A 22,451-nucleotide genomic window follows, 5' to 3' on the forward strand; every position below is an offset into this window, starting at 1 on the left:
TACGAATTAATTACCTAATAGGATAATAATATTTGAATTAGTCCTTTCGGCTAAGTCAAAAATATTATCTTATAAATATATTTTATGCAGCAGTATTACTTCTTATATGGAGAATCAATTAATCTCTCTGCATCTACCCCTTGATTAGGATAATCTTGCTTTTTACCCATTAGTAGGCTTGAGTAAGAACTCAATCGGTAAAACTAACTACTTAGCTTTTGTTCTACTCCTATCTTCTTTGGGCATAGGAATAGTTAATGCTTTTGGAGTCGATACTTCACTTGAGAAATTTTTATCAAGCGCGAAAGTTTCATTACCCACTGACTTATCCCTTCCCTCTATGCCCGATGGAAGACATTATCCTTTAGTACCAAGTGACCCTAGTGAAATTGCGGAGTTGATTTCAGACCTTGAAAGTGCATTAAGAAACCCTGCTACCCCTAAAAAATTACTCCCTAGGCTTGGTCATCAACAACAAGTTATCTATAGGTTTTTAGCAAAAGATTTAAGGCTTTCCGATCAGGTCCTTTTACGATTAGCTAGTCAATGGCAAGAAATCGCTGGGCTCCACTTATTAGCGAGAAGGCAATTCTTGAGTATGAGATCAACTTCTGTAGGCCCGTCCTTTATGCCTAAGTGGCGAATTATCAAACCTGAACCTCCAGAAAAGCTTCTTACGTATTATAAAAAAGCAGAAAGAGAAACAGGAATTGATTGGGAAGTTTTGGCTGCTGTGAATTTAGTCGAAACAGGAATGGGCCGTATAGATGGTGTCTCGATTGCAAATGCTCAGGGGCCAATGCAATTCCTCCCTTCTACTTGGGCTGAAAAAGGCATTGGCAACAATGGAGATATACGAAATCCACATGATGCAATTCAGGCAGCAGCAAGATATTTAGTTCGTCGGGGAGGTTTATCGGATATAAGTAAAGGCCTTTGGGGGTATAACAACAGCTCATACTATGGAAAAGCTGTTTTGGCATATTCAAAGCTTATGAAGGATGATCCACTCGTTTTTATAGGTCTATATCATTGGGAAATTCATTACAGAGTAGGCTCTTATGATCTTTGGCTTCCAGTGGGTTACAGCCAAAATGAATCTATCCCTATATCTACTTACTTGAAACTCTTTCCAGCCAGTGCACCTCCTCCTACTACGCTTCCATCTAGATACCTAAATCCATCTCGTGGCTAAAGAATCTACTCACAGGGCAGAAGAATTAAAAGATCAAGGTTGGTCTAATGAGGACGTTGCACGATATGCAGAGCTCTGGGACTATAGGCAACGCTGGGGGGCCATAAATCTTGAGCGCGAAGATAGATTGTTTTTGCGTAAAGCGGAAGCAGCGTTACCAAAAATTCTTAGCGGAAAAACTGCAATCAGGAAGCCGATCAAAGAGAAGTCCTACTACAGATGGCTTTTGTTTTATTTGGATGCGATGAATAGTGCTGAAGCTTCCTATGGTCTTCAAGAAGGCCATAGAGGAGCTTGGGCCATTCTTTTAGAGGAAGAGCTCAGAGTCCTGGAATACTACGAACCTGTATTAGGTTTGCCAGATACAATAAAAGCTAGGGCACTTGTTCAGATCAGAGAGGAGATCTTAAAAACTGCTCAAGAAGAAAACAGTGGCAAATCAAAACAAGAAGTTTTTGACTTTAAGGCTCCTCTTGAAGCTTTAAAAAAGACTGAATCAACTAACTGGCGTTTCCTAAGGGATGGTGAATGCTCTGATGATAAGTCTTACCTAATTCTCGACAAAATGGCTGTGAAAACCTTTCGCAAGGAAGTTAGAACAAGGATTTCAACTTTGCTAAGGGATTTATTCCCTTCATTAGCTGAAACAGATAAACCTTCACCTCCTGATGATTGGAGTCGGAATCAGCCTGAGTAGCTAGAAAGGGTGATGACTTTCTGTTGTTCCTAATTGACTACCCATCGCTTTGAGACACTTCAGCTTCACGCCGGTCAGGTTGCTGACCCAGCAACTAATGCTAGAGCTGTACCAATTTATCAAACAAGTTCTTATGTCTTTAATGACGCTGAGCATGGAGCTAACTTGTTTGGATTAAAAGAATTTGGGAATATTTATACCCGTCTTATGAATCCAACAACAGATGTTTTTGAGAAAAGAGTTTCAGCGCTTGAAGGTGGAATTGCTGCTGTGGCAACTGCTTCAGGCCAATCAGCACAATTTCTTGCGATAACAAACTGCATGCAAGCCGGAGATAACTTTATTTCCACATCATTCCTTTATGGAGGAACATATAATCAATTTAAGGTTCAGTTTCCAAGGATAGGGATTAATGTGAAGTTTGCGGATGGTGATGAAGTAGAAAGTTTTTCTAAATTAATAGATTCAAATACAAAGGCAATTTATGTTGAATCTATGGGTAATCCAAGATTTAATATTCCAGATTTTGAAGGGTTATCTAAATTAGCAAAGGACAATGGTATTCCTTTGATTGTTGACAATACATTAGGTGCAGCAGGAGCTTTATTTCGTCCAATAGATTTTGGCGCTGATGTTGTTGTTCAAAGTGCTACTAAGTGGATTGGAGGTCATGGGACTAGTCTTGGTGGAGTAATTGTTGATGCAGGAACATTTGATTGGGGCAATGGAAAGTTCCCATTACTTAGTGAACCAAGTGAGGCTTACCATGGATTGATTCATTGGGAGGCTTTTGGCTTTGGTAGTGATGTTTGCAAAAGTCTAGGGATCCCTGATGATCGAAATATCGCATTTGCACTTAGGGCAAGGATTGAAAGTCTTAGAGATTGGGGCCCAGCTTTAAGTCCCTTTAATGCCTTCCTTTTGTTGCAAGGGCTGGAAACTTTAAGTCTTAGAATTGAGAGGCACGCATCCAACGCGATGGAGCTTGCAAAATGGCTAGATGCTCACCCTAATGTAGAAAATGTTAATTATCCAGGTTTATCTTCTGATCCTTATAATGATCGCGCAAAAAAATATTTAACTAAACGAGGTATGGGGTGCATGTTGATGTTTTCTTTGAAAGGTGGCTTTGATAACGCAGTTAACTTTATAAATGGACTAACACTTTCAAGCCATTTGGCAAATGTAGGTGATGCTAAGACCTTAGTTATTCACCCTGCATCAACAACTCATCAACAATTGTCTCCAGAGGAGCAGGCATCGGCAGGCGTTACCCCTACGATGGTCAGAGTTTCAGTTGGCCTTGAACATATTGATGACATTAAGGCAGATTTCGAAAATGCCCTGCAGAGCATTAGCTGATAGAGGAATAGTTTATGGCACTCATTCTCCCACGTAATTATCACAAGATTGAAGCGTTGGAGAGAAATAGAATCTCATGGATAGAGCCTGATTTAGCAGAGCGTCAGGATATAAGACCTTTAAGAATTGGGATACTTAATATAATGCCGCTAGGTAAGCAATATGAGTTCAACCTTCTCCACCCTTTGGGACTTTCTCCTTTACAAATAGAACCAATATGGATAAGACTAAAAAGTCACAAATACAAAACTTGGGACATTGCACATTTAGACAGCCTTTATGTTGATTGGGAATTAGCAATGTCTCCTACTTCCTTAGATGGATTGATAATTACAGGAGCCCCTATTGAACACCTTGATTTTGAAGAAGTTAATTATTGGCCCGAATTAGTAGAGATAATTGAAGAGGCTAGAGTGAAATGTGCAAATACCCTCGGACTTTGTTGGGCTGGTTTTGCGCTTGCGTATCTAGCTGGAGTTGAAAAGACTAACTTTTCTAAGAAACTTTTTGGTGTCTTCCCAATGAATAGTTTAGTTCCCGGACATTCACTTATGGGTACTCAAGACGACAATTTTCTTTGCCCACAAAGTCGCTATGCAGGTTTTGAAGATCAAGCAATGGAAGATGCCCAACACAAAGGTAAACTTAGATTGCTGGCATACGGTAACAAGGTTGGGTATAGCATTTTTGAGACAACTGATCAACGCCAATTAATGCATTTAGGCCACCCGGAATATAACGTTGGAAGAATACATTCAGAAATGGACAGGGATAGAGCTCGAGGAGATGTCCCTCCTCCTGAGAACTTCAAACCGCAAAATCCTGAGACTTCCTGGAGGTCACATCGTAATCTTTTATTCCAACAATGGCTCTGGTTTTGCTATCAGAGAATTAGTCTTAAGGGAAAGTAAAAAAAGAACCTAGAGATATTTGGTTCAATCTATACTTTTAATATTATTTTGTTATGTAAAAGCATATGCTTTAGCTTTCAATTAAGATTAATCATCGAATTAGATGTTAAGAACAGTCTTACATAGACTAGAGATAATTGAATGTGCTCTGTTTACTTTCAATTATCGTATTAATAATCACTTTCTTCATTGATTTAATTTTCTTGACAGTTCAAAATCATCTTAAATGCTACCCATTTGAGCTAAGGCGATCCTGGTTCTCCGCTGATGAGTCTATTTACATGCGATCAGCAATCCTAAAAGGGATTCAATGGACTCAACCAACTATTCGATTATTTGGTAAGAAACATCTTGTTCCAAGAATGACATGTTTTATGGGACATCCAGGAATATCTTATTCCTATAGTGGAGTGACACATAATTCTTCTGGCTGGCAAGATTGGATGATACCTCTTTTGGAAAGGCTTAATGAAACTTGCAATGTGAAATTTAATGGTTGTCTGTTTAACCTTTATAGAAATGGGAATGATTCTATGGGCTGGCATTCAGATAATGAATCGGAGTTGGATCCAAATGTGCCAATAGCATCTCTATCTTTGGGTGGATCGAGAGATTTTTCTGTGAAACATCGTTATAAGGATGTTAAAAGCACCTTTTTATTGACTGATGGAGATCTTTTAATAATGCAACCAAGTTTCCAGGTTCATTGGTTGCATTCATTACCTAAACGTAGAAATTTAAATGACTTAAGGATAAATATTACCTTTAGATGTTTTCTTACTAAATAGATCCAACTTTTGAATTATGTCGAGTTTAAATTATTTGGATTTTCCACCTGTTTTGCCATCGGCTTCTTTTTTATTTTTTGCTTGAGCCTTGGCCTTGGCATCTGCCTCCGCTTTTGCCTGTGCCGCTGCTTTTAGTTTTGCTTCTTGTTCTGCAGCCTGTGCTCTTGCACGTGCCTCCTCTTCAGCCTTGACTTTTGCTTCTTGCTGTTCTCTAATCGCCTGCCCAGCTTTGTAATTCTTGGCTGATTGACCATCAAAAAACTTTGCAAGGCCTATTAAAACAGGCACATGTGCAATTCCGCCAACAACAACTGCGACTTGGGAGTAGGCCATGTTTCTGTAATTGCTAAATACATTTTACCGCTAAATAAGGAATGGAATTCTCCTTAGCAAGCACACGTTCTTATTTCTTAGAGACCTAGATCCCGGATTTATGGGCTTATAGGCTACTACTGGGCTTTCGCCGTGATCTGATCTCTTAGTAGGACTAGTTTTTTTAGAGGTTTCACATCACTTGATTTAGGAATTTTCTACTACGCTCCTCCTTAGCATTGGTAAAAAATTCCTTAGGTGTTGATGTTTCTATAAGTCTCCCTTTATCCATAAACAAGATCCTATCTGCTACTTCCCTTGCAAAGGTAATTTCATGAGTTACTACTACCATTGTCATTCCTCTTCTTGCGAGAACTTTTATTGCATCCAAGACTTCCTTTACTTTTTCGGGATCAAGAGCGCTTGTAGGCTCGTCGAATAACATTATTTCCGGATCTAAGGCAAGAGCACGTGCGATGGCAACTCTTTGTTGCTGCCCACCACTTAATTGACTTGGGTATTTTAGAGACTGATCTTCTATACCCATTTGCAGAAGTAAATCCCTGGCTCTAATATTGGCTTCTTTAATTGGTTTATTGTGAACTTTTGTTTGTGCAAGTGTTATATTCTGGGTGACTGTTAAGTGTGGAAATAGATTAAATTGTTGGAAAACCATACCAATACGTTTACGTAGTATTTTTATTTCTTTAGCATTATTTTCTGAGCTTATATTAATTCCTAGTATTTCAAGTTCTCCGTCATCAATAGATTCAAGGCCATTAAATGTTCTGATTAATGTGCTTTTCCCGGAACCTGAAGGGCCCATTATTACCAGGACTTCACCAGCTTCTACGTGCATAGAAACATTGTCAAGTGCCTTTTGATTTTTTAAAAATGATTTTGAAATCATTCTAGCTTTTATTACTCTTTTCATAATTTGTCTGGATTAAGATTCGATTCTAGTTGTTTTGAAATTACCGAAATTAATGTACACATAGTCCAATAGCATATACCCAACCACACATAGACTTCCATATATCTACCTATGAATTCAGGATTAGCAAGTAAGCTTCTGCTGATTCCCAGTAGTTCTACTAGTCCAAGGATAGCCATTAGACTTGTGTTTTGGAGTAAACCAACAGCTTGGTTTGTTAGCGCGGGCAATGCTACTCTAAGGGCTTGGGGTAAAACAATTAGTAAATATATTTGAGGTCTACTTAATCCAAGAACCTCGCCTGCTTCTAACTGATTTGTTGGTATTGACTGAATCCCACCTCTTACATCCTCGGCTATATATGCGGCGGCAAAAATTGCAAATGCAATAATGGCCCTAACTACTCTGTTTAACTCAATCTCTACAGGTAAAAAAAGAGGCACTAAAAGTTGACCAAAGAAAAGAACGGCAATAAGAGGAAGTGATCTCATAAAATCAATATAAAAACTACAAACATTTCTAATAATTAAAAGATTACTTTGTCGTCCAAGGGCAAGAATGATTCCTAAGGGAAGCGCTATTACACCGCTGCAGAAACTAATGAAAAGGGTAAGGGTTATACCACCCCAGTAGATTGTTGGAACAGGTTTTAGCCAAATCCCACCAGAAAGGATTATGATTCCAAATGGGATTAAAGATATCCAAGCTATTTGCAACGATTTTCTTAGAAAATTATATTTAACATTCGTTAATGTTATTAATACCAAAATGATTAATAGACCTAACCATATGATTGGTCTCCAGGTATAGGACGTCGGATAGCTTCCGAAAAAATATAAAGGTAGATTAGTTGTTATCACTTCCCAACTAGCCTGATAAAAGAACCACTTAGAAACCTTTTCTAATAAAATAAATAAACAGTAAAATAGTGAACAAGAAATTATTGTATCAATTGGAGATGAAAAAAAGTTTTTTTCAATTATACTTTTTATTCTACTTTTGGGATTCTTAGGTTTCACCTTTCTATAATTTCCTGTCATTTTGGTAGTGCATAGAAATTTTATTAAGCATCTCCATGGATCTAGTGATTATTAGGTTTAGCATAAGGAAACTTATCAGAAGAACTGTAAAACCTTCTATAGCTCTACCTGTTTGTGTGATTGTTGTATCACCTATTGCATATATATCAGAATATCCTATAGCAATAGCAAGAGTACTATTTTTTGCAAGATTTAGATATTGGCTGGTTAAACCTGGAATGATCCCAGGTAGCGATTGTGGTAATATTATCGATATTAGGCCTTGATTAAAGGAAAGACCTAGACTTTTAAAAGCTTCCCACTGACCAGTATTTATTGCATTAATTGCTCCTCTTATAACCTCAGCTATTGACGCAGCTGTGAAAACACTTAGGCCAATCATTAAAGCTGTGAATTCAGGAGTAAGGAATATGCCAAGGAGATTAATGCTTTTATTGGATAAAGTAATTCCTGGAAGAATAATGGATATGGGGTTATTGGGTAGGTTTAATATAACTACAAAATACCAAAATAGTAATTGCAGAAGCAAAGGTATTTGTCTTATAAGTGCAATATATAATCTAGATAGATTCTTTAGAAGTAGGTTGCCACTGAATCCCGATATACCAACAATTGTACCAATAAAAGTAGAAAGAAATAAACTTGCCAGAATAACCTTTAAAGCATTTATGAAACCAATTAGAAGGGCCCATGCATAGTTATCGGAGGGCTTGTAAGGGATAGAATATTCTGATAGCGCAAATCCAGCAGGCTTTAGCAGCCAACTAAAGCTTATACCCATGTTTGTTCGAATTAAATTTACGACTAGGTTGTTTAACAGAAGAGTAATTAATATAAGTACTATCAAATAGGCTCCTATACTAAATATATGTTTTTTAGTCACTTTCATCTTTTATTATTTTAGTGGAGGAGCTATCATTAATCCTCCATTTATATAACTATTATTCAATCCTCTTGGTATAAATACAGTTTTATTCTTACCAAGGTGTCGGTTATAGATTTCCCCATAATTACCAGTTGCTTTGATTACTTTAACTACGAAGTCATTTCGAAGGCCTAGTTTATTTCCGAGTTCACCATCTATACCAAGAAAACGTCTTTGTGAAGATAATTTCGAATTGTTTTTTGCTTGAAGAAGTTTTTGTTCAATATTTGATTGAGTAATTCCATTCTCCTCAGCGGCAAATAGTGCATAAATCACCCATCTAATTGCATCGCTAAATTTTTCATCATTTCCTATCGATGCTGGAGCAAGAGGTTCCTTACTGAGTACTTCGTCTAGGATTTCATGATCATTAGGATTAGCAAACGAGCTTCTAGCTGCTGCAAGTTGTGAGCGATCAGATGTCATAGCTATACATCTGCCTTGGAGATATCCTGCTACAACCTGATTTAAATCCTGATACTTTATTGGTTTGTATGAAATATTTTTTTCTTGAAATGAATCATTCAGATTTTGTTCGGTTGTGGTTCCTGATCCGACACATATATTACGACCATTAAGATTATCTATTTTCTCTATCTTGCTAATCTTTTTCACCATTAAACCTTGCCCATCATGAAAAACAACAGGCCCAAACGTCAACCCATTTCCACCAATTGAATCTCTACTAAGATTAAAAGTTGTATTTCTCGATAAAAGATCGACCTCCCCAGTTTTTATTGCTGTAAACCTTTCTGTAGCAGTTAGTGGCCTGAACCGTACTTTCTCTTTGCTCCCTAAAATTGCAGCTGCCATTGCTCTACAGATATCGATGTCTAGGCCTTGGTATGTACCGTCTTTTTTGAGAAAGCTAAAGCCTGGGATTTTTCCACTCACACCACAAATTAGTTCATTTCTTTTTTCTATTAGATCTAATCTTGATGTGTCTACGCTCTTTAGGCTTGCACAGCTCGACAGTGTAAATGCAAATAGTGCTAAAGCACCTAGTTGGAAACTTTTTGGTAATAGATTGTCCTTACTTGTATTATCTAGGTTTGTTTTTTCTTTACTAGTGTGATGACTCAATTAGAATCTCCTGATTTTTCATGTGTTTCTTCAGAATACACTCTATTTAAATATTTAATAGATTAATTTCAAAATCAAAATAGAAGTACATATTATTTACTATGGTTAAATGTTTCCTCATTTTGGAAGTCGATGATAAGTCTTTGATGAACTTAGGCATGAGATGTTTCTTTCCCACCCAATCTCTCAAATAGGTCAAGGCTTTCTTCGTTAAGGCCGATAACCTCAACTTCAGAACCGCCTTGGCTAAGTTTCTTTATCACTTGGTCGAGTGCTGCTACCCCACTTTGGTCCCATATATGTGCCCCCGACATGTTTATAACAACTCTAGCAGGATGTTCATGGACATCAAAACCTTGAAGAAAATATATTTTACTAACAAAGAATAATTGACCTTTAACCTCATAATGTATCTCGTTCAGGTTTACCTTATTTGAACTTACTTTTATCACCTTTGCCACCTTTCTGCTAAATAAAATACCTGCTAAGGCAACTCCAGAAAGTACACCTAAAGCTAGATTATGTGGAGTCGTCAGCATGGTTACAGAGAATGTCATTAACATTACGCTTGTATCACTTCTTGGAATCCTTCTAATATTTTTTAATCCATTTATGTCTGCTGTGCTTACAGCAATTGTGATCATTACTGAAACAAGTGCAGCCATAGGGATTTGTTCTAGCCATGGCCTGCATAGGAGAATCATTGCTAATAGGCTTATCCCTGAAAAGAAAGTTGATAGTCTGGTTCTACCACCATTCTCTACATTCATGACTGATTGACCTACAAGGGCACAACCAGCCATTCCACCAAAGAATGACGAAACTATATTTGCAATACCTTGCCCTCTTGCCTCTACGTCTTTATTAGAGTTGGTATCTGTTATATCATCAAGTATATTTTGTGTTAGGAATGTTTCCATTAAACCTACTAAAGAAATAGCAAAGGCAGTAGGTAAAACAATTCCTACAGTTTCAATACTTAGTGGTACCCTACCATCAATAAAATTCCCAAAGGGTAGAGTAAATGATGGTAGCCCTATAGGTAGTTGCCCAAGATCTTTTACTGTAGGAATATCCAACCCAAAACCAATACTTATTAATGTTAATGAGACTATTGCAACTAACTGAGATGGAATGAGTCTAGTTAATTTTGGTAGACCATAAATAATAATCAAGCCTATTGTGACTAGTAACCAAATAGTTAATATTTGTCCACCATGTGGCAATACAGCTCCGACACCATCCTTAACGACCTTTTCGCCATAATGAAGATTTATTCCTAGCTGGGGTAACTGTGCTTGGAAGATTAATAAAGCAAGCGCATTTACAAATCCGCTAAGCACTCCAGTAGGGACAAACCTCATTTGATATGCCAGGCGGCAGTATCCCCAAAGGATTTGAAAGATACCCGTTAGTACTCCTGCGGCCAGTAGGTAGGAAAGCCCAAGGCCCTCACCCTGAGCATTTCCTCTTGCTACGAGGTCCGTCATCAAGAGAGCTGTGGATCCCGTAGCGGATGTAATCATTGCTTGCCGGCCACCGACAAAAGCGATTGTTACCGAAAGAATAAATGCTCCGAAAAGCCCAACTTGTGGATCGACTCCAGCTATTCCAGAAAAGGCAATTGCTTCTGGAATCATTGCAAATGCTACTACCAATCCTGAAAGGAGATCTTTCCTAGGGTTTTGAATCCATTGGTCAATAGCTCTAGTTTTGGAATTTTTGCTCACTTAATTAGTGCTCTGCTTGAGTGAAGGTACATCACAAAGGTGGAAGGAGCCCATTGGGATCGTAAATGGTCTTTAGTTCTTGTAGTTTTGGAAGCCAATCCCCAAAGGCTAATTCGAGTTCCCTTTCGTGCCAGTCAAGGTGTTGGTGCATTTGTGCCATGTGTACACCTGGGCAGTGTGGCTTGAGTGTATCCCACACTTTTTCTAGCCATAGGAAACTTTCTTTTCTGGTTCTAAAATCTCTTCTCGTCCAACTTGCTGTTATCCAAGGTTTCCACATTGAATTTATGTCAATGAATGAGTAGGAACTCTCTTTGCTGTGATGATTAAACCCTCCTAACTGCTGGGATGATATTTGGCAGTTTGGGTGTGGACGTTCTTTTATTAATTGGGAAAGAGATGTAATGATTTCATTGCACGAGCCTCGCCATTCTGGCCCTAGAAGTCCAAGAACTTCTGAATGAATTCGATTTTTGTACTTGTTAGGTTCAAAATTCGTTTGTGAAAAACTTGGAAGTTGATGTAACCCGCTAATTTCATATATTTCTTCTTGATTTATTTCTTTAAACCCTTTAAATACTTTTTTTAAGGTATTTATTAACTCATCTTTTGGGTTAGTTGATACAACATATGTAGTGATAATTTCTCCCCATGTCCATTGTAGGCTTATTGAAAAGGGCCATTGTTCAGCATGTTGTATTATTTCAGAGAGCTCCTCTTTGTTAACCTCTGATTTCCATACACAGAGAGGTTTAATTGGAAATGTTTTTAGTTTTATCTTTGTGATAATTCCTAGATATGGTGCTGCTCCACTTAAAGCTTTCCACTGTCTTTTTTCTAAATATGAAGCAGTTACATTTGGTCGAGAAATTACAAAGTTTTGTCCACTCCCCCAGATACCGTTTATTTCTAGGATTTGATCTACAGCAATACCCTGGGAACGACTTAAAGGACTAATGCCCCCTGTGAGGATATAACCCATCCCAGTCTGATCTGATAGCCCTATTGGGAATGATCGATGATACAAAAGCAGCTCTTTTAGAAGAGTTTTCATTGTGTGTCCAGCCCCCAGTTCAATTACTGCTTCCTGGGGATTGAAAACTAGTTCCTGACAACATTTCCTTAGATCAAGTGTCCAATGCCCTTCCATTGCACAGCGTGTTGAAGTTCCACCACTGCAGACCATTAATGGCCTTGGATTAATTTGTTGTTCTTTGAGAAGCTTTTGTAGAGTCTTGTCGACAGTTGTGAGACTGCCAGCGATTTCACAATCTTCTGCTAAAGAATTGGGGAAATTCACAAGATTCTTCTTGAAGGCTTTTTTCAGTGTCTGTTTATCGTATCTTTCTTCATGAAAGAGTTCTATTATCTATAAAGATATACTTTCTTTTAAATTGAGAAGAAATTGTGAGTAATTTACTTAGAGATCAAGCCGATGGTCGTCTTGGCATAATGATTTGCGGTCATGGAAGTCGAAATCGTATTGCTGTAGATGAGTTTTCTCAACTAGTCGACGCTATAAGGCTAAGGATCCCTAAGATTCCGGTTCAATACGGCTATCTTGAATTTGCTAGGCCAATTATTCGCGAAGGTCTTGATAAGTTGCGTGAAAAATCTGTAAAAAGAGTTTTAGCAATCCCTGCGATGCTATTTGCTGCTACACACGCAAAAAATGACATACCTTCTGTTTTAAACACCTATTCATCAGATACAGGTCTAAGAATTGATTATGGACGTGAATTGGGTGTAGATAGATTAATGATTGAGGCCGCAGGTGAAAGAATTAAAGAAGCAATTGCATTAGCTCCTGAGATTCCATTCGCTGAGACAATGCTTGTTGTTGTTGGCAGAGGATCATCAGATCCAGATGCTAATTCCAACGTAGCAAAAGTCACGAGAATGTTAATAGAGGCCTTTGGTTTTGGTTGGGGTGAAACTTTTTATTCAGGAGTTACATTTCCCCTAGTTGAACCTGGCTTAAGGAAAGCAGTAAAACTTGGCTTTAAGAGAATCATAGTCTTGCCTTATTTTCTTTTTTCTGGAGTTTTAGTAAGTCGTATAAGACAGCAGACAGCAAACGTTGCAAATGAAAATTCAAATGTTGAATTTCTTTCGGCCGGTTATTTAGGTAGCCATCATTCGGTCGTAGATACCTTTATAGAGCGCATAGAGGAAGCTTATAGCGGTGAAGCAGTTATGAATTGTGCTTTATGTAAGTACAGGGATAAATTATTGGGTTTTGAATCTGAAGTAGGCCTTCCGCAGGAAAGCCATCATCATCATGTAGAGGGGCTTGCTGAAACATGCAATCTTTGCGAGGAAGAATGCACAGGAGCCTGTGAAGAAATTTCGGATGCAGTTTTGGAAAACTCGCATCATCATCGTCATTCTCATTCGAAATATCCTCATAAAGAACATCCATTAGGACCTTCCAGCTTTAAAACCCCCCCCAATTCAGGAGAATCTAAAGAGGTCTAGGTGATCTCAACCGTCTCTATCTATTCTGAGTCGCATGGGACTCGTGATCCATTAAGAAGGCTTATGAGATTTTGTTTAGTGTTTTTGCAGAGGGATTTCCACAGGTTTTAAGGGGTTTTTCCACTTTTTTTTTTGAATTCAGCTGTAAGCATGGGAAAGCTGTGGTTTTCCTTGAAAGGTTCAAAAAGAACTTGACATTGAGGGCATTTTCTTGCTCGGACGATTCGTTTGTTCACTCTGCTAAGTACAAGCACTGCTAATAAATGAGTCTTGGTGTGTCTCGCGTATATTTTGCAAAAACAATTTTGCTTTGACGTATAGCCAGGTTTTGAGGATCCTTGTCTACGAAAGAACTCAGATTTGGAATTATTTTATGGATCGCAGTCATCTGGAGCGTTGTGTTGAGATCAATAACGGAATTGATTGTGGGACTGGGCCATTTGAGTATGTCAGCCTTGAAACTGAGATACCAGAAGTTCTTTATTTAGGAATGAAAGATTTTATTAGCTCTAATCCTTCCTGGGACCAATACCGTGTTATGAGCTCGGCATTGGCAAATTTTCTTTTCCAGAATGGATGCGGCGACAGAGCAGTTACAGAATCGTATTTAAATGATCTGTTTACGCGTTCCGAGGCTTGATTGCCTCTAAACAAGCTCTTCGAGTAATTGCCATCATGGTTAGGGTGGGACTCTGCCAACCGGAACTAGGCCAACAAGCGCCGTCTACTACAAGCACATTTGAACATCTCCAAAGCCTATTAATAGGATCTACAACGCTTGAGTTTTCTTCCCTTCCCATGGGAGCCCCACCCACTTCATGAATGTAATAGCCAGGAGGTGGGGCTCCTTCTTGAAGCGCCATTGCACCAGAGAGAATTGGTTCTAAAAAAGGGAGATTTATTAGCTCGTGAAGGGGCAGGATTTTGCCTCCTGCACTAGTTATCATTAGATTGATAGTCTTTTGAATATCTGAAACCATTAAAAGTTCATTCTCTCCCCAGCAACAATCAATAAAAGGGATAGGTGTTTCCCACTTGTCCAGTTCATTTGAAAGGGTTACCTTATTTTTTTTCTGTGGAAGAACTTCTCCATGCCCAATTAGAAAACCTATTGTAGTTTCAGGAATTTTTCTTAAAAAAGAGGGGATATTGAAACGATCAATTCCTCCCCATATCCCATAATCTCTAATAAATTTTTTTGAGTTGTTATTTTGAATTTTGTCCCCACATGGAATCAAAAAACTTCCTGCCCCGGAAAGAGTATAATTTGAATCAACATTATTCGTATGGTCTGCATTAGTTTTTGGTACTGCAAAGAAACGGCAGGTAGATATGTGATCCATCAAGTTCTCACCTAACATGCCTGAAGGGTCAACAAATCCATTTGAATGGTTAGTTTCCTCAGAATTAAGTAGGATTTTCAATGTTTGAATTGTCGAGCCACACATTATAATTAATTTACCCTTTATTTCTATTCTGCTATTGGTTAATATGTTTATTAGTAAGACTCCTTTTGCCTTATCTTTTTCGTTATTCATTATTAGTTTTTCAACTATATGATTACATAGAACTTCTACATTACCTGTCGCTATAGCTTTTCTTAGAGTACTGCCAGGACTACTAAACTTTGGCCATGGTTCTTTTTTAGATGGTTGATGTGGACCAAACCCTCTAGAATTAATTAGTTTATATCCAAGATCATTTTGAATTTTAGAAGCAAATGATTTTTCACTGCTAGTCAATGGTAAGGGTGATATATATTCCCCGTCAGGGAGGTTTTGCAGGCCATCTCTCATTCCATGTATTTTGAAGAGTTTTTCTAACGCGGAATAATGTTTATCCAGATCCTCATGCTTTATAGGCCAGTTGGGACCAAAGCCATCAACTTCTGCGGAGGTGAAATTCTGGTTTGAAAGTCTAAGAGTTATCCCTCCCCAAGTAAGACTCCTGCCACCTACTTGTCTGCCTTGAGTCCATATATAGGGATGACTAGGTGGAAAAAGATAAGGATTATCTTTCTTTTTAGCGAAAAGCAATGGATTTGCTTTCCAGAAACCAGGGTGTTGCAACTGTTGTCCATGCTCTCCTGTTAAAAGACTTGATATGCGTCTAAATGAATTACAGGGCTCTGAACCTATTGCCTTTTGGGATGAGTAATTAGGACCTGCTTCTATAACTAGTACTTTAATCCCAGCCTCAGCAAGGGTTAGAGCAGCTACTCCACCTGTAGCCCCAGAACCAATTACAATTGCTTCAAAGTCTTTAGTTACCAATTTCCTGTCTTTTTATAATCTAGCCTTTTAAAGTTTACATGAAAACTATCTATTGGTCAGGTTAGTCTTATGCTTGGAACTAAAATATGTAAACAAATCATGCTCAAATTCTTATAAATTTAATTATGAGTACAGAAGAATAAATCAATAACTCTAAACAAAATAGTTAGCTCTTGTACCATAAAAAGTTTTCATGAAATATTGGCTCTTTTAAACTTACACCCATATATATTCCATATCTTTAATTAGTTCCCATTGCTGTTCTGATCGTGATCCATCCATAAATAACTTTTCTCTAAAGCTAGTCTCTGGTTCTAGGATGAGGTCATTTGATGTTATTAAATCATCTCTAACAAAGAAGCAATTTACACCAGAGGTATCTATTTCTATAAGGCTATAACCATTCTTTTTCATCAATTTTGTAATTGCCTTAAGAGATGCACCGTAATATGTCCAAGTTGGATGTTTTTCCTCTCTATTGAAATCAGGATCATATGGTACAGTAATTGGTCTTAGGCCAAAGGAGGAATTATATTCTGCTATGAGAATAGAAGGACTTATATCAATTAAATTCTGGATAAACCAGTAGTCATTTCCATCGACATCTACAGAGAGTATGCCGATTTCTTTCCCAGAGGCCCACTCTTTAATTGTAGATAAAGTTTCTAAGTTTAACCAAATTTTTTTAGAAGTAATATTTTTCTTGAAGATGATATTTGCAATTTTTGTATTGTATTCATCTCCATCCAATAGTAACCCTTGCCATGTTTTAGTTAGAGAAGCACAATTAAACTCCCACCCAGAGAATCCGAATTCTATAAATACCTTCGGAACGTCGTATCTAAACAGAAGTCTTTTTATTATTGTTTCTTCGTTATTTTGAGCTATGGGCTTTGCCCATAGTGATTTGTATGATATGTATAAATTGGCTATAAATGTTTTCTTAACCTTATCAATAATTGGACCTCTCATTTTAATAATGCCTCAGACAGTTAAAAAACCATACTAACCCTTAGGATATCTTTTTCAACAAATTCAATCTATAAACTCTATTATTCGATCACAAGAATTTTACAAAACGACTTTTGGTGATCATCTGATTGAGTATCTACCTTCTAATTAAAAGGAAAACATAAACCGTCAATGTCTTGCTTAGGTATTTATATTATACGTTAGATTGTATATATGATGAGATCATATAGCAGATATTAACGGTTAACTATAGAGCTTATTTGTGATTCTTATAACGTTTCTAGTAGAGTGAGATTTCTGTATTCCTCAATTAGGAAATTTTCTTATAACTTAGAAACTTTTTATAGACACAAAAAAGCCAAACATAGACTGGCTTTTTATTTTGTTGGGGGGAGAAGGGAGATTTGAACCCCCGATCTTCGGGTTATGAGTCTCGCTTATATTTCTCAAAAGCGAGATATAGCTTAGATTTCAGAGCACTCTACACGTTTCTGTATGCATTTATTATTCCCTTGGGACTTTCGATCAGAACTCTAGTTACTTGATATAAACAAGTCATACCAGCTAATTACTTCGATATTTTACGTTTTTATAATTCTTGAATTATTACAAAGATATTTTTACTTAATTCCCTTCTTAAATATTTTTATGTACATGGACTTTCGAAGTTGGTTTCTTATTTTGTACCTATATTTACCCTGTGCAGGGCGTCCACAGTGGACTCCCAAGTTGCTAGTTGAGGTCTTTACGGGTATTCGGGTTCCAACCCGATGCCCGCTGTTCACATTGCTGTGCAAAGTGCAACTGCAACCCCCGTAAACACTGGGCAAGAATCAGAACCTGTTCCCCTTGCAATATCCTCGTAATACTAGTCAAAGACATAAAAAATGCCAGTCATAGACTGGCATTTTAGTTGGTGGCGGGGGGGAGATTTAAACTCCCGATCTTCGGGTTATGAGTATTGCACTATTTAACCTAACCTACTTGGTATGACTTAGTTTTTATTTGAATGGTACACATTAAGGTCGATAGGACAAGAAGTATATCGAAGGTAGTAATACCAGTCGATTACAGGGAATTTCCTGATACCAATATTTTCCTTCTTATTTATACGTAACAACCCATCTTGCATTCTTATTTGTGCCAACACCCGCTAAAATATACCAGCAAAATGAATTCGAAAGAGACCAGATGCGACACAGGCTTCAGCCGCTCAGAAGTAACACTAAAAATTAGAAGACAAAGTTACGCCTCTGCCACCGTTTACAGAATAAGTTCCGTTCATACTTTGCTTCCCTTCGTTGTTGCAAGGATTGAAGAGACCGTTTACAGATTAAGGAGTGACTTGATTTACGGTTATAAATAAGGGTTCATATATAATTGCAGATCTTCTATCAGTCTCTGCTTTTAGGTCCATATCCAAGTGTAACGATTTCTTGATATTCTACTTTTTTATACACTAATGTTGGATTTCTAGTTAAAAATAGAGGTTTTTAACGAGATGATTGATTTAAAGAATATAATCAATAAGGTTAATACAAATATAATTGTCTTAAAAGAATTCATTGCTAGTAGCACCTCGATAAATGTAATTTTGAAATTTTACTTATCAAAATATACACAAAAGAAGAATGTAAAAGTATATTCAGGTGAAATAGCAAAATTTCGACACCAAATTTCTAAATTAAATATTAGTACTGACTGGTTTACTCCAAATATTCCTTATTGGATTACAACTTTTGATGCATTAGGATTATCTCGTCAAGGGTCAATAAAATGCTTAGAAATAGGCTCATGGGAGGGCTTATCAACAGTTTTTTTCTTAGCCATTTTCCTCATGCTACAATAACATGTGTTGATACATGGGAATGGAATAGTGATGATAATAAATTTGATCTTCAGGTAATTGAAAGTAATTTCAATAAAAATACTTATCCATTTCATGAAAGAATTACTAAATTCAAGGGAACCTCCTACTCCTATTTTGAGAGCAATCAGCAAAGGAATTACTTTGACCTAATCTATATTGATGGTTCTTATGTTCCAGACGATCTAATAATTGATGCCTTTAAGTCTTTTCAGGCATTGGCCATAGGTGGTCTTATGATATTCGAATACTATATTTGGATTGACGGTCGCCCGCCAAAAGACAGACCAATAGAAGCTATCAACTCTTTCTTAAGTATAAAAAAAGGTTGCTATAAAATAGTTCAAGTTTACTCTCAGTTAATTATACAAAAAATAAAATAAACTTAATTCAAATTCATCCCCTTTGGTTTGTTGTTGGGTTAGTTATAAATCTCTTAGGGCTAGTCCTCTTGACATCGGATCCGGATTGGTGGCGGGGGGAGATTTGAACTCCCGACCTTCGGGTTATTAGGGTTACACTATTTCCTTAAAAGCCCTGCTATAGCTTGATTCCTGATTGCGTTATACACCATTCTATACATATCCCATGAATCATGATTGATGGCTATACAACTCAGTAGTACCAAGCACTAATTAGGTTATTATTCTGTCCCTATAGCCTAATTCCATTATCAAAAGTTAGATTTAACTCACCGCTCAATAGTTATTAAAGATTTAAATATATTTCCCTTAAATAATATTTTATTAGCTTAATTACACACCTTGCCAATTTTTACTCTCTTTTGGACACTTGGATTGTTTGATGTAGGGTTTTTGGTTGTCAAGTTTTGTATAGGTTAGCAAGATATGATCAATTTGAAAAACCTATAAATAGTTGTTATGAGAAGGTTTTGAAGACTTTATCTTTACTTGCTAGTAGCGTAGTCTGATAGGAATCATGTAATTATTCTTGGGCGTCGGGTTCTTAGCCCGAAGGCTAATTCGGGCTAAGAACCCGAAGGTCGAGTGTACACAAAACTGTACACAGACTTTTCGTTAGGAAAAATACTTTCAAGTTATACCTAGGATCTATAAGCTTTCTCCTTTATACAATATCTACCTTCTTTCGGACCTCTATATGTAAATATATGCATTAAAAAAGCCTGTCTGAGACAGGCTTTTAATTGGTGGCGGGGGGGAGATTTGAACTCCCGACCTTCGGGTTATGAGCCCGACGAGCTACCAGACTGCTCTACCCCGCGGTGCAAACCAATAATACATCTTTGTGCATTTAGCTTCCTGTTATATCTTGTTTTCCTGGAATTGAAGTGATCCTTGTACTTCTAGTTGTAATCCGGGAGCTAGTAAAAGGGTTTCCTCCTCTAGTTCTTCGAGCCTTCCTGGAGTGATCCAGTCCAATTGCCGTAGTAGATGGAGTGCTACTGCCTGTTTAGCTCTTTTTGACCCATCTTCGACTTTTATTGCCAACCCAATACCCTCACCAACTCTACTAAGACATTGAATTCCTTCTGCCCCCCCTTTGCTTAGCAATTGTCCATGTGAATTCTTCATAAGCTTAGTATCGAACCTTTTTTCTCCTGCCACTAAATTTGGATAGGCAAGCATTGATCTACTTATTTGTTCTAATTCAGCATGCTTAGATCCACCAAGGTGGGCGAATAAAAATGCCATTTGGGACAAACGAAGTAGTAATGTTGGAGCGCCGCAATCGTCCCTTGCCGCGACAAGTTCCTCAGCCGGCAATCTAAGTAGATCAGAAACGAGTCTTGTGATTTCTATTTGTAAAGGATGGTTTCCCAGTAGATATGTTTCAATAGGCCAATCCATTTTTTTGCAGGTTGCTAAGAAGGCAGCATGCTTACCAGAACAGTTATGTTGAAGGGCACTAGTTGCTGAGTTTGGAATTGGGCATTGAAGGGCAGTCACATCTATCTTAGATTTCCACAAAAGTTTGAAGACTTCTCTTGCATGTAACGTTGAACCTTCATGAGAACTAGTACTTATTGCTATACCACTATCCCCTGCATTTATTTGTTCTGCAGCCCCACTGCTTAGAAAAGGAATTGCTTGAAAAGGTTTTAATGAAGATCTGATAAATGTTTCTAGATTAGCTTCACCCGCTGCCATTAAATTTCTTCCTTTATTATCACAAACAACAGCATGAACTCTATGCACTGATTCAATACAGGAACCTCTTTTTAGGTATACCAGCAGATGCTCCTGTGGGTACTTTAATGAATTATTCATACTTGAATATGGTTGCATAAATAGTTTTAGTGGATTGTTGGTGTTTGGCAGAGAAGTATTCCAGTTGTCATAAATGCACTGGTTATTATAAGGGGTTTTATTAGGATTCGTATAATTGGTTTTACTACATGTTGTGCTATGAGGAGGTCTTTTTGAAGCCAAGATTCTGGTTTTTTCCAACAATTACCATCCTGCCATCCAGTCTCTTCATATTCAACTTCGATAGAGGTTAGGCGTTTGCAAACATAATCCCAACCTATTAATAATCTAATTAATAAGAGAATAGGCAGGCCAATACTAATTACTCCACTTGTTAGGCATAATCTAATTAGATTTTGGTTTTGTGAAAAGCTACTTCCGAAAATGATTAGATTGATTGGAAGTATAAGAAGCCAGCTTGTGAATAATGAAAAATATAATCCTGACCTTTTTTTAATAGGCCATGAAAAAAACCATGATTCCGAGAGCTCTTTATATTCCTCAAGAGGTTGTTGATTTATTGGAACTGGACAGTAAGGAGAAGGCATCTTGTTGTTATGTTTTAAGGGTATTTTGAGTAGGGGTAAATTGTCTACGTTCCCCATGACTCCAAAATGCTTCAAGAGAGTAATAAGCTCGCTCCCTAGGCTGAAATAAATGAACTATTACCTCCCCATAGTCAATTAATGCCCATTTTGCTTCGTTAATACCTTCACGTCGAAGAGGTTGTCGATTCGCTTTATTTTCCAACACGTCTTCAACGGACTTAGCAATTGCTCTCACTTGGACATCAGAAAAGCCTTCAGCAATAACTATCCAATCTGCTAATGACGAAACATCTTCAACACGAATAAGTTGGATGTCTTTTGCTTTTCGGTCATCACAAGCTTCTGCAGCCAATAGGGCTATTGACTCGCTATCCATAAACGTTCTCGCTGCTTACGGATTCCGTAGAACCTTCCTGTTCAGCCATTTCGGCTCTTGCTTTACTAGCACTCTTTCTTAGAGCTTCAAGACGATCCTCGTAGAAACCACGTTTCTTTTTCTTTCTGGTTTGTTCAACTAGCTCTTTAAGAGCACCTCCTAGACTTTTATATGAATTTGGAACACTGTATCCAAATCTGCAAGCCAGATCTATTGCTCTCTCATCAGCAGCTATTGCATCTTGTAACCGTTTTTCAGAATTATTTTTGAGATAAAGACGATAACCTGCGAAACCTGATAGTCCAAGTGCCATTAAAAGCAGAAGTCCGTCTTGAACCCAAAGCTCGCCAATTGCCCCCCCTACTCCTATGGCAAGAGCAGCCATCTCCCAGCCATCTCGCGGGATGGTGTCATTCTGGATTCGACCCACTTCATGCCAAAACAATAAATTTCGGTGGTCTAAAGCAAGGGTTTCCCATTGATCGAGGTCAATTTGAATCTCGACTTCGTCACGCCCTATTTCCTCAAGGGTTATTAAGGGAGGATCGACTGCAGCAGCAGCCTCGACAAACACCCAGCTTTGATTTTCTGGCGGCAGCAACCCTTTCAGTCGCTGAAGTTCGCTCATGGTCTAGAAATCTCCTGTAGTTAAGTTAGCGACTAAGGGTCCATATTTCGATTTTTTTTAGGCAATTATTCAGTCGCGTGGGAAGCTAGTCGGGGTTGACCGTC

Annotated in this window: 21 protein-coding genes and 1 tRNA gene; 8 read left to right on the forward strand and 14 right to left on the reverse strand. The window is 37.8% G+C overall.

Translation table 11 applies throughout. The features are described 5' to 3' along the window. The first annotated feature begins 340 nt into the window (after window positions 1-340). The 5 genes from SOI84_RS00975 (at window position 341) to SOI84_RS00995 (ending at window position 4,953) form a co-directional block, all read left to right on the forward strand. Window positions 341-1,195 carry a transglycosylase SLT domain-containing protein gene (locus SOI84_RS00975; RefSeq protein WP_414153639.1) on the forward strand — a complete coding sequence of 285 codons (855 nt, stop codon included), beginning with the start codon at window positions 341-343 and terminating at the stop codon, window positions 1,193-1,195. Then, window positions 1,188-1,892 carry a hypothetical protein gene (locus tag SOI84_RS00980; protein ID WP_320674547.1) on the forward strand — a complete coding sequence of 235 codons (705 nt, stop codon included), beginning with the start codon at window positions 1,188-1,190 and terminating at the stop codon, window positions 1,890-1,892. The genes SOI84_RS00975 and SOI84_RS00980 overlap by 8 nt, the downstream gene beginning before the upstream one ends. Before the next feature lie 33 nt (window positions 1,893-1,925). Then, on the forward strand, window positions 1,926-3,254 hold the full coding sequence (locus SOI84_RS00985) for an O-acetylhomoserine aminocarboxypropyltransferase/cysteine synthase (RefSeq protein ID WP_320674548.1): 1,329 nt from the start codon (window positions 1,926-1,928) through the stop codon (window positions 3,252-3,254). Window positions 3,255-3,268: 14 nt separating this feature from the next. Beyond that, on the forward strand, window positions 3,269-4,165 hold the full coding sequence (locus SOI84_RS00990; RefSeq protein ID WP_320674549.1) for a homoserine O-succinyltransferase: 897 nt from the start codon (window positions 3,269-3,271) through the stop codon (window positions 4,163-4,165). A gap of 203 nt (window positions 4,166-4,368) precedes the next feature. Then, the gene (locus SOI84_RS00995) at window positions 4,369-4,953 is read left to right on the forward strand and encodes an alpha-ketoglutarate-dependent dioxygenase AlkB family protein (protein WP_414153599.1); all 585 of its coding nucleotides are present in this window, start codon (window positions 4,369-4,371) and stop codon (window positions 4,951-4,953) included. A gap of 30 nt (window positions 4,954-4,983) precedes the next feature. On the opposite strand, the gene SOI84_RS01000 is transcribed toward SOI84_RS00995, so the two are convergent. The 7 genes from SOI84_RS01000 to SOI84_RS01030 form a co-directional block, all read right to left on the reverse strand. Then, window positions 4,984-5,286: a hypothetical protein gene (locus tag SOI84_RS01000; RefSeq protein WP_320674551.1), complete on the reverse strand. Its 303-nt coding sequence runs from the start codon at window positions 5,284-5,286 to the stop codon at window positions 4,984-4,986. Window positions 5,287-5,458: 172 nt separating this feature from the next. Then, window positions 5,459-6,199 carry an amino acid ABC transporter ATP-binding protein gene (locus SOI84_RS01005; RefSeq protein WP_320674552.1) on the reverse strand — a complete coding sequence of 247 codons (741 nt, stop codon included), beginning with the start codon at window positions 6,197-6,199 and terminating at the stop codon, window positions 5,459-5,461. Continuing rightward, window positions 6,196-6,915, reverse strand: coding sequence for an amino acid ABC transporter permease (locus SOI84_RS01010; protein ID WP_320674553.1), 720 nt, complete (start codon window positions 6,913-6,915; stop codon window positions 6,196-6,198). The genes SOI84_RS01005 and SOI84_RS01010 overlap by 4 nt, the downstream gene beginning before the upstream one ends. Before the next feature lie 307 nt (window positions 6,916-7,222). After that, complete coding sequence (locus tag SOI84_RS01015; RefSeq protein WP_320674554.1) at window positions 7,223-8,128, reverse strand: ABC transporter permease subunit; 906 nt, start codon at window positions 8,126-8,128, stop codon at window positions 7,223-7,225. 6 nt (window positions 8,129-8,134) lie between these two features. Continuing rightward, window positions 8,135-9,139 (reverse strand): amino acid ABC transporter substrate-binding protein, encoded by a 1,005-nt coding sequence (locus SOI84_RS01020; RefSeq protein WP_320675485.1) that lies wholly within the window; start codon window positions 9,137-9,139, stop codon window positions 8,135-8,137. A gap of 260 nt (window positions 9,140-9,399) precedes the next feature. Beyond that, window positions 9,400-10,977 carry a SulP family inorganic anion transporter gene (locus tag SOI84_RS01025; RefSeq protein ID WP_320674555.1) on the reverse strand — a complete coding sequence of 526 codons (1,578 nt, stop codon included), beginning with the start codon at window positions 10,975-10,977 and terminating at the stop codon, window positions 9,400-9,402. 31 nt (window positions 10,978-11,008) lie between these two features. After that, on the reverse strand, window positions 11,009-12,277 hold the full coding sequence (locus SOI84_RS01030; protein ID WP_320674556.1) for an FAD-binding protein: 1,269 nt from the start codon (window positions 12,275-12,277) through the stop codon (window positions 11,009-11,011). 152 nt (window positions 12,278-12,429) lie between these two features. On the opposite strand from SOI84_RS01030, the gene SOI84_RS01035 reads away from it, so the two are divergent. After that, complete coding sequence (locus SOI84_RS01035; protein WP_320675486.1) at window positions 12,430-13,455, forward strand: sirohydrochlorin chelatase; 1,026 nt, start codon at window positions 12,430-12,432, stop codon at window positions 13,453-13,455. Between the two features lie 373 nt (window positions 13,456-13,828). Continuing rightward, window positions 13,829-14,095, forward strand: coding sequence for a DUF2811 domain-containing protein (locus tag SOI84_RS01040; protein WP_320674557.1), 267 nt, complete (start codon window positions 13,829-13,831; stop codon window positions 14,093-14,095). On the opposite strand, the gene SOI84_RS01045 is transcribed toward SOI84_RS01040, so the two are convergent. Both SOI84_RS01045 and SOI84_RS01050 read right to left on the reverse strand, forming a co-directional pair. Beyond that, window positions 14,076-15,728 carry a GMC family oxidoreductase gene (locus SOI84_RS01045; protein ID WP_320674558.1) on the reverse strand — a complete coding sequence of 551 codons (1,653 nt, stop codon included), beginning with the start codon at window positions 15,726-15,728 and terminating at the stop codon, window positions 14,076-14,078. The two genes, SOI84_RS01040 and SOI84_RS01045, sit on opposite strands and share 20 nt — an antisense overlap. Window positions 15,729-15,944: 216 nt before the next feature. Next, a complete protein-coding gene (locus SOI84_RS01050) occupies window positions 15,945-16,700 on the reverse strand; it encodes a hypothetical protein (protein WP_320674559.1) in 756 nt (251 codons plus the stop codon). Window positions 16,701-18,494: 1,794 nt separating this feature from the next. On the opposite strand from SOI84_RS01050, the gene SOI84_RS01055 reads away from it, so the two are divergent. Beyond that, window positions 18,495-18,950 (forward strand): class I SAM-dependent methyltransferase, encoded by a 456-nt coding sequence (locus SOI84_RS01055; protein ID WP_320674560.1) that lies wholly within the window; start codon window positions 18,495-18,497, stop codon window positions 18,948-18,950. A 783-nt stretch (window positions 18,951-19,733) separates the two neighbouring features. Here the strand turns inward: SOI84_RS01055 and SOI84_RS01060 are convergent. From SOI84_RS01060 to SOI84_RS01080, 5 genes are all read right to left on the reverse strand, one after another. After that, window positions 19,734-19,810: transfer RNA gene (locus SOI84_RS01060), tRNA-Met, on the reverse strand. Window positions 19,811-19,850: 40 nt separating this feature from the next. After that, window positions 19,851-20,816: an asparaginase gene (locus tag SOI84_RS01065; protein ID WP_320674561.1), complete on the reverse strand. Its 966-nt coding sequence runs from the start codon at window positions 20,814-20,816 to the stop codon at window positions 19,851-19,853. Between the two features lie 26 nt (window positions 20,817-20,842). After that, window positions 20,843-21,343: a CGLD27 family protein gene (locus SOI84_RS01070; protein WP_320674562.1), complete on the reverse strand. Its 501-nt coding sequence runs from the start codon at window positions 21,341-21,343 to the stop codon at window positions 20,843-20,845. Between the two features lie 7 nt (window positions 21,344-21,350). Next, window positions 21,351-21,719 (reverse strand): ribosome silencing factor, encoded by a 369-nt coding sequence (gene rsfS, locus SOI84_RS01075; RefSeq protein WP_320674563.1) that lies wholly within the window; start codon window positions 21,717-21,719, stop codon window positions 21,351-21,353. Continuing rightward, window positions 21,712-22,347, reverse strand: a complete 636-nt coding sequence (locus tag SOI84_RS01080) for a DUF3318 domain-containing protein (protein WP_320674564.1) — start codon at window positions 22,345-22,347, stop codon at window positions 21,712-21,714. Before SOI84_RS01080 ends, rsfS begins: the two co-directional genes overlap by 8 nt. Window positions 22,348-22,451 lie beyond the last annotated feature (104 nt).

The sequence above is a fragment of the Prochlorococcus sp. MIT 1341 genome, from assembly GCF_034092415.1.
In the GTDB taxonomy this organism is placed as follows: Bacteria; Cyanobacteriota; Cyanobacteriia; order PCC-6307; family Cyanobiaceae; genus AG-363-P08.

Excerpts from the sequence above, each read along its gene's own strand:
- SOI84_RS00975 (WP_414153639.1), top strand. The coding sequence starts at position 341 with ATGCCCGATGGAAGACATTATCCTTTAGTACCAAGTGACCCTAGTGAA.
- SOI84_RS00990 (WP_320674549.1), top strand. The coding sequence starts at position 3,269 with ATGGCACTCATTCTCCCACGTAATTATCACAAGATTGAAGCGTTGGAG.
- SOI84_RS01000 (WP_320674551.1), bottom strand. The coding sequence starts at position 5,286 with ATGGCCTACTCCCAAGTCGCAGTTGTTGTTGGCGGAATTGCACATGTG.
- SOI84_RS01005 (WP_320674552.1), bottom strand. The coding sequence starts at position 6,199 with ATGAAAAGAGTAATAAAAGCTAGAATGATTTCAAAATCATTTTTAAAA.
- SOI84_RS01015 (WP_320674554.1), bottom strand. The coding sequence starts at position 8,128 with ATGAAAGTGACTAAAAAACATATATTTAGTATAGGAGCCTATTTGATA.
- SOI84_RS01035 (WP_320675486.1), top strand. The coding sequence starts at position 12,430 with ATGATTTGCGGTCATGGAAGTCGAAATCGTATTGCTGTAGATGAGTTT.
- SOI84_RS01040 (WP_320674557.1), top strand. The coding sequence starts at position 13,829 with ATGGATCGCAGTCATCTGGAGCGTTGTGTTGAGATCAATAACGGAATT.
- SOI84_RS01050 (WP_320674559.1), bottom strand. The coding sequence starts at position 16,700 with ATGAGAGGTCCAATTATTGATAAGGTTAAGAAAACATTTATAGCCAAT.
- SOI84_RS01055 (WP_320674560.1), top strand. The coding sequence starts at position 18,495 with ATGGGAGGGCTTATCAACAGTTTTTTTCTTAGCCATTTTCCTCATGCT.
- SOI84_RS01065 (WP_320674561.1), bottom strand. The coding sequence starts at position 20,816 with ATGAATAATTCATTAAAGTACCCACAGGAGCATCTGCTGGTATACCTA.
- SOI84_RS01070 (WP_320674562.1), bottom strand. The coding sequence starts at position 21,343 with ATGCCTTCTCCTTACTGTCCAGTTCCAATAAATCAACAACCTCTTGAG.
- rsfS (WP_320674563.1), bottom strand. The coding sequence starts at position 21,719 with ATGGATAGCGAGTCAATAGCCCTATTGGCTGCAGAAGCTTGTGATGAC.
- SOI84_RS01080 (WP_320674564.1), bottom strand. The coding sequence starts at position 22,347 with ATGAGCGAACTTCAGCGACTGAAAGGGTTGCTGCCGCCAGAAAATCAA.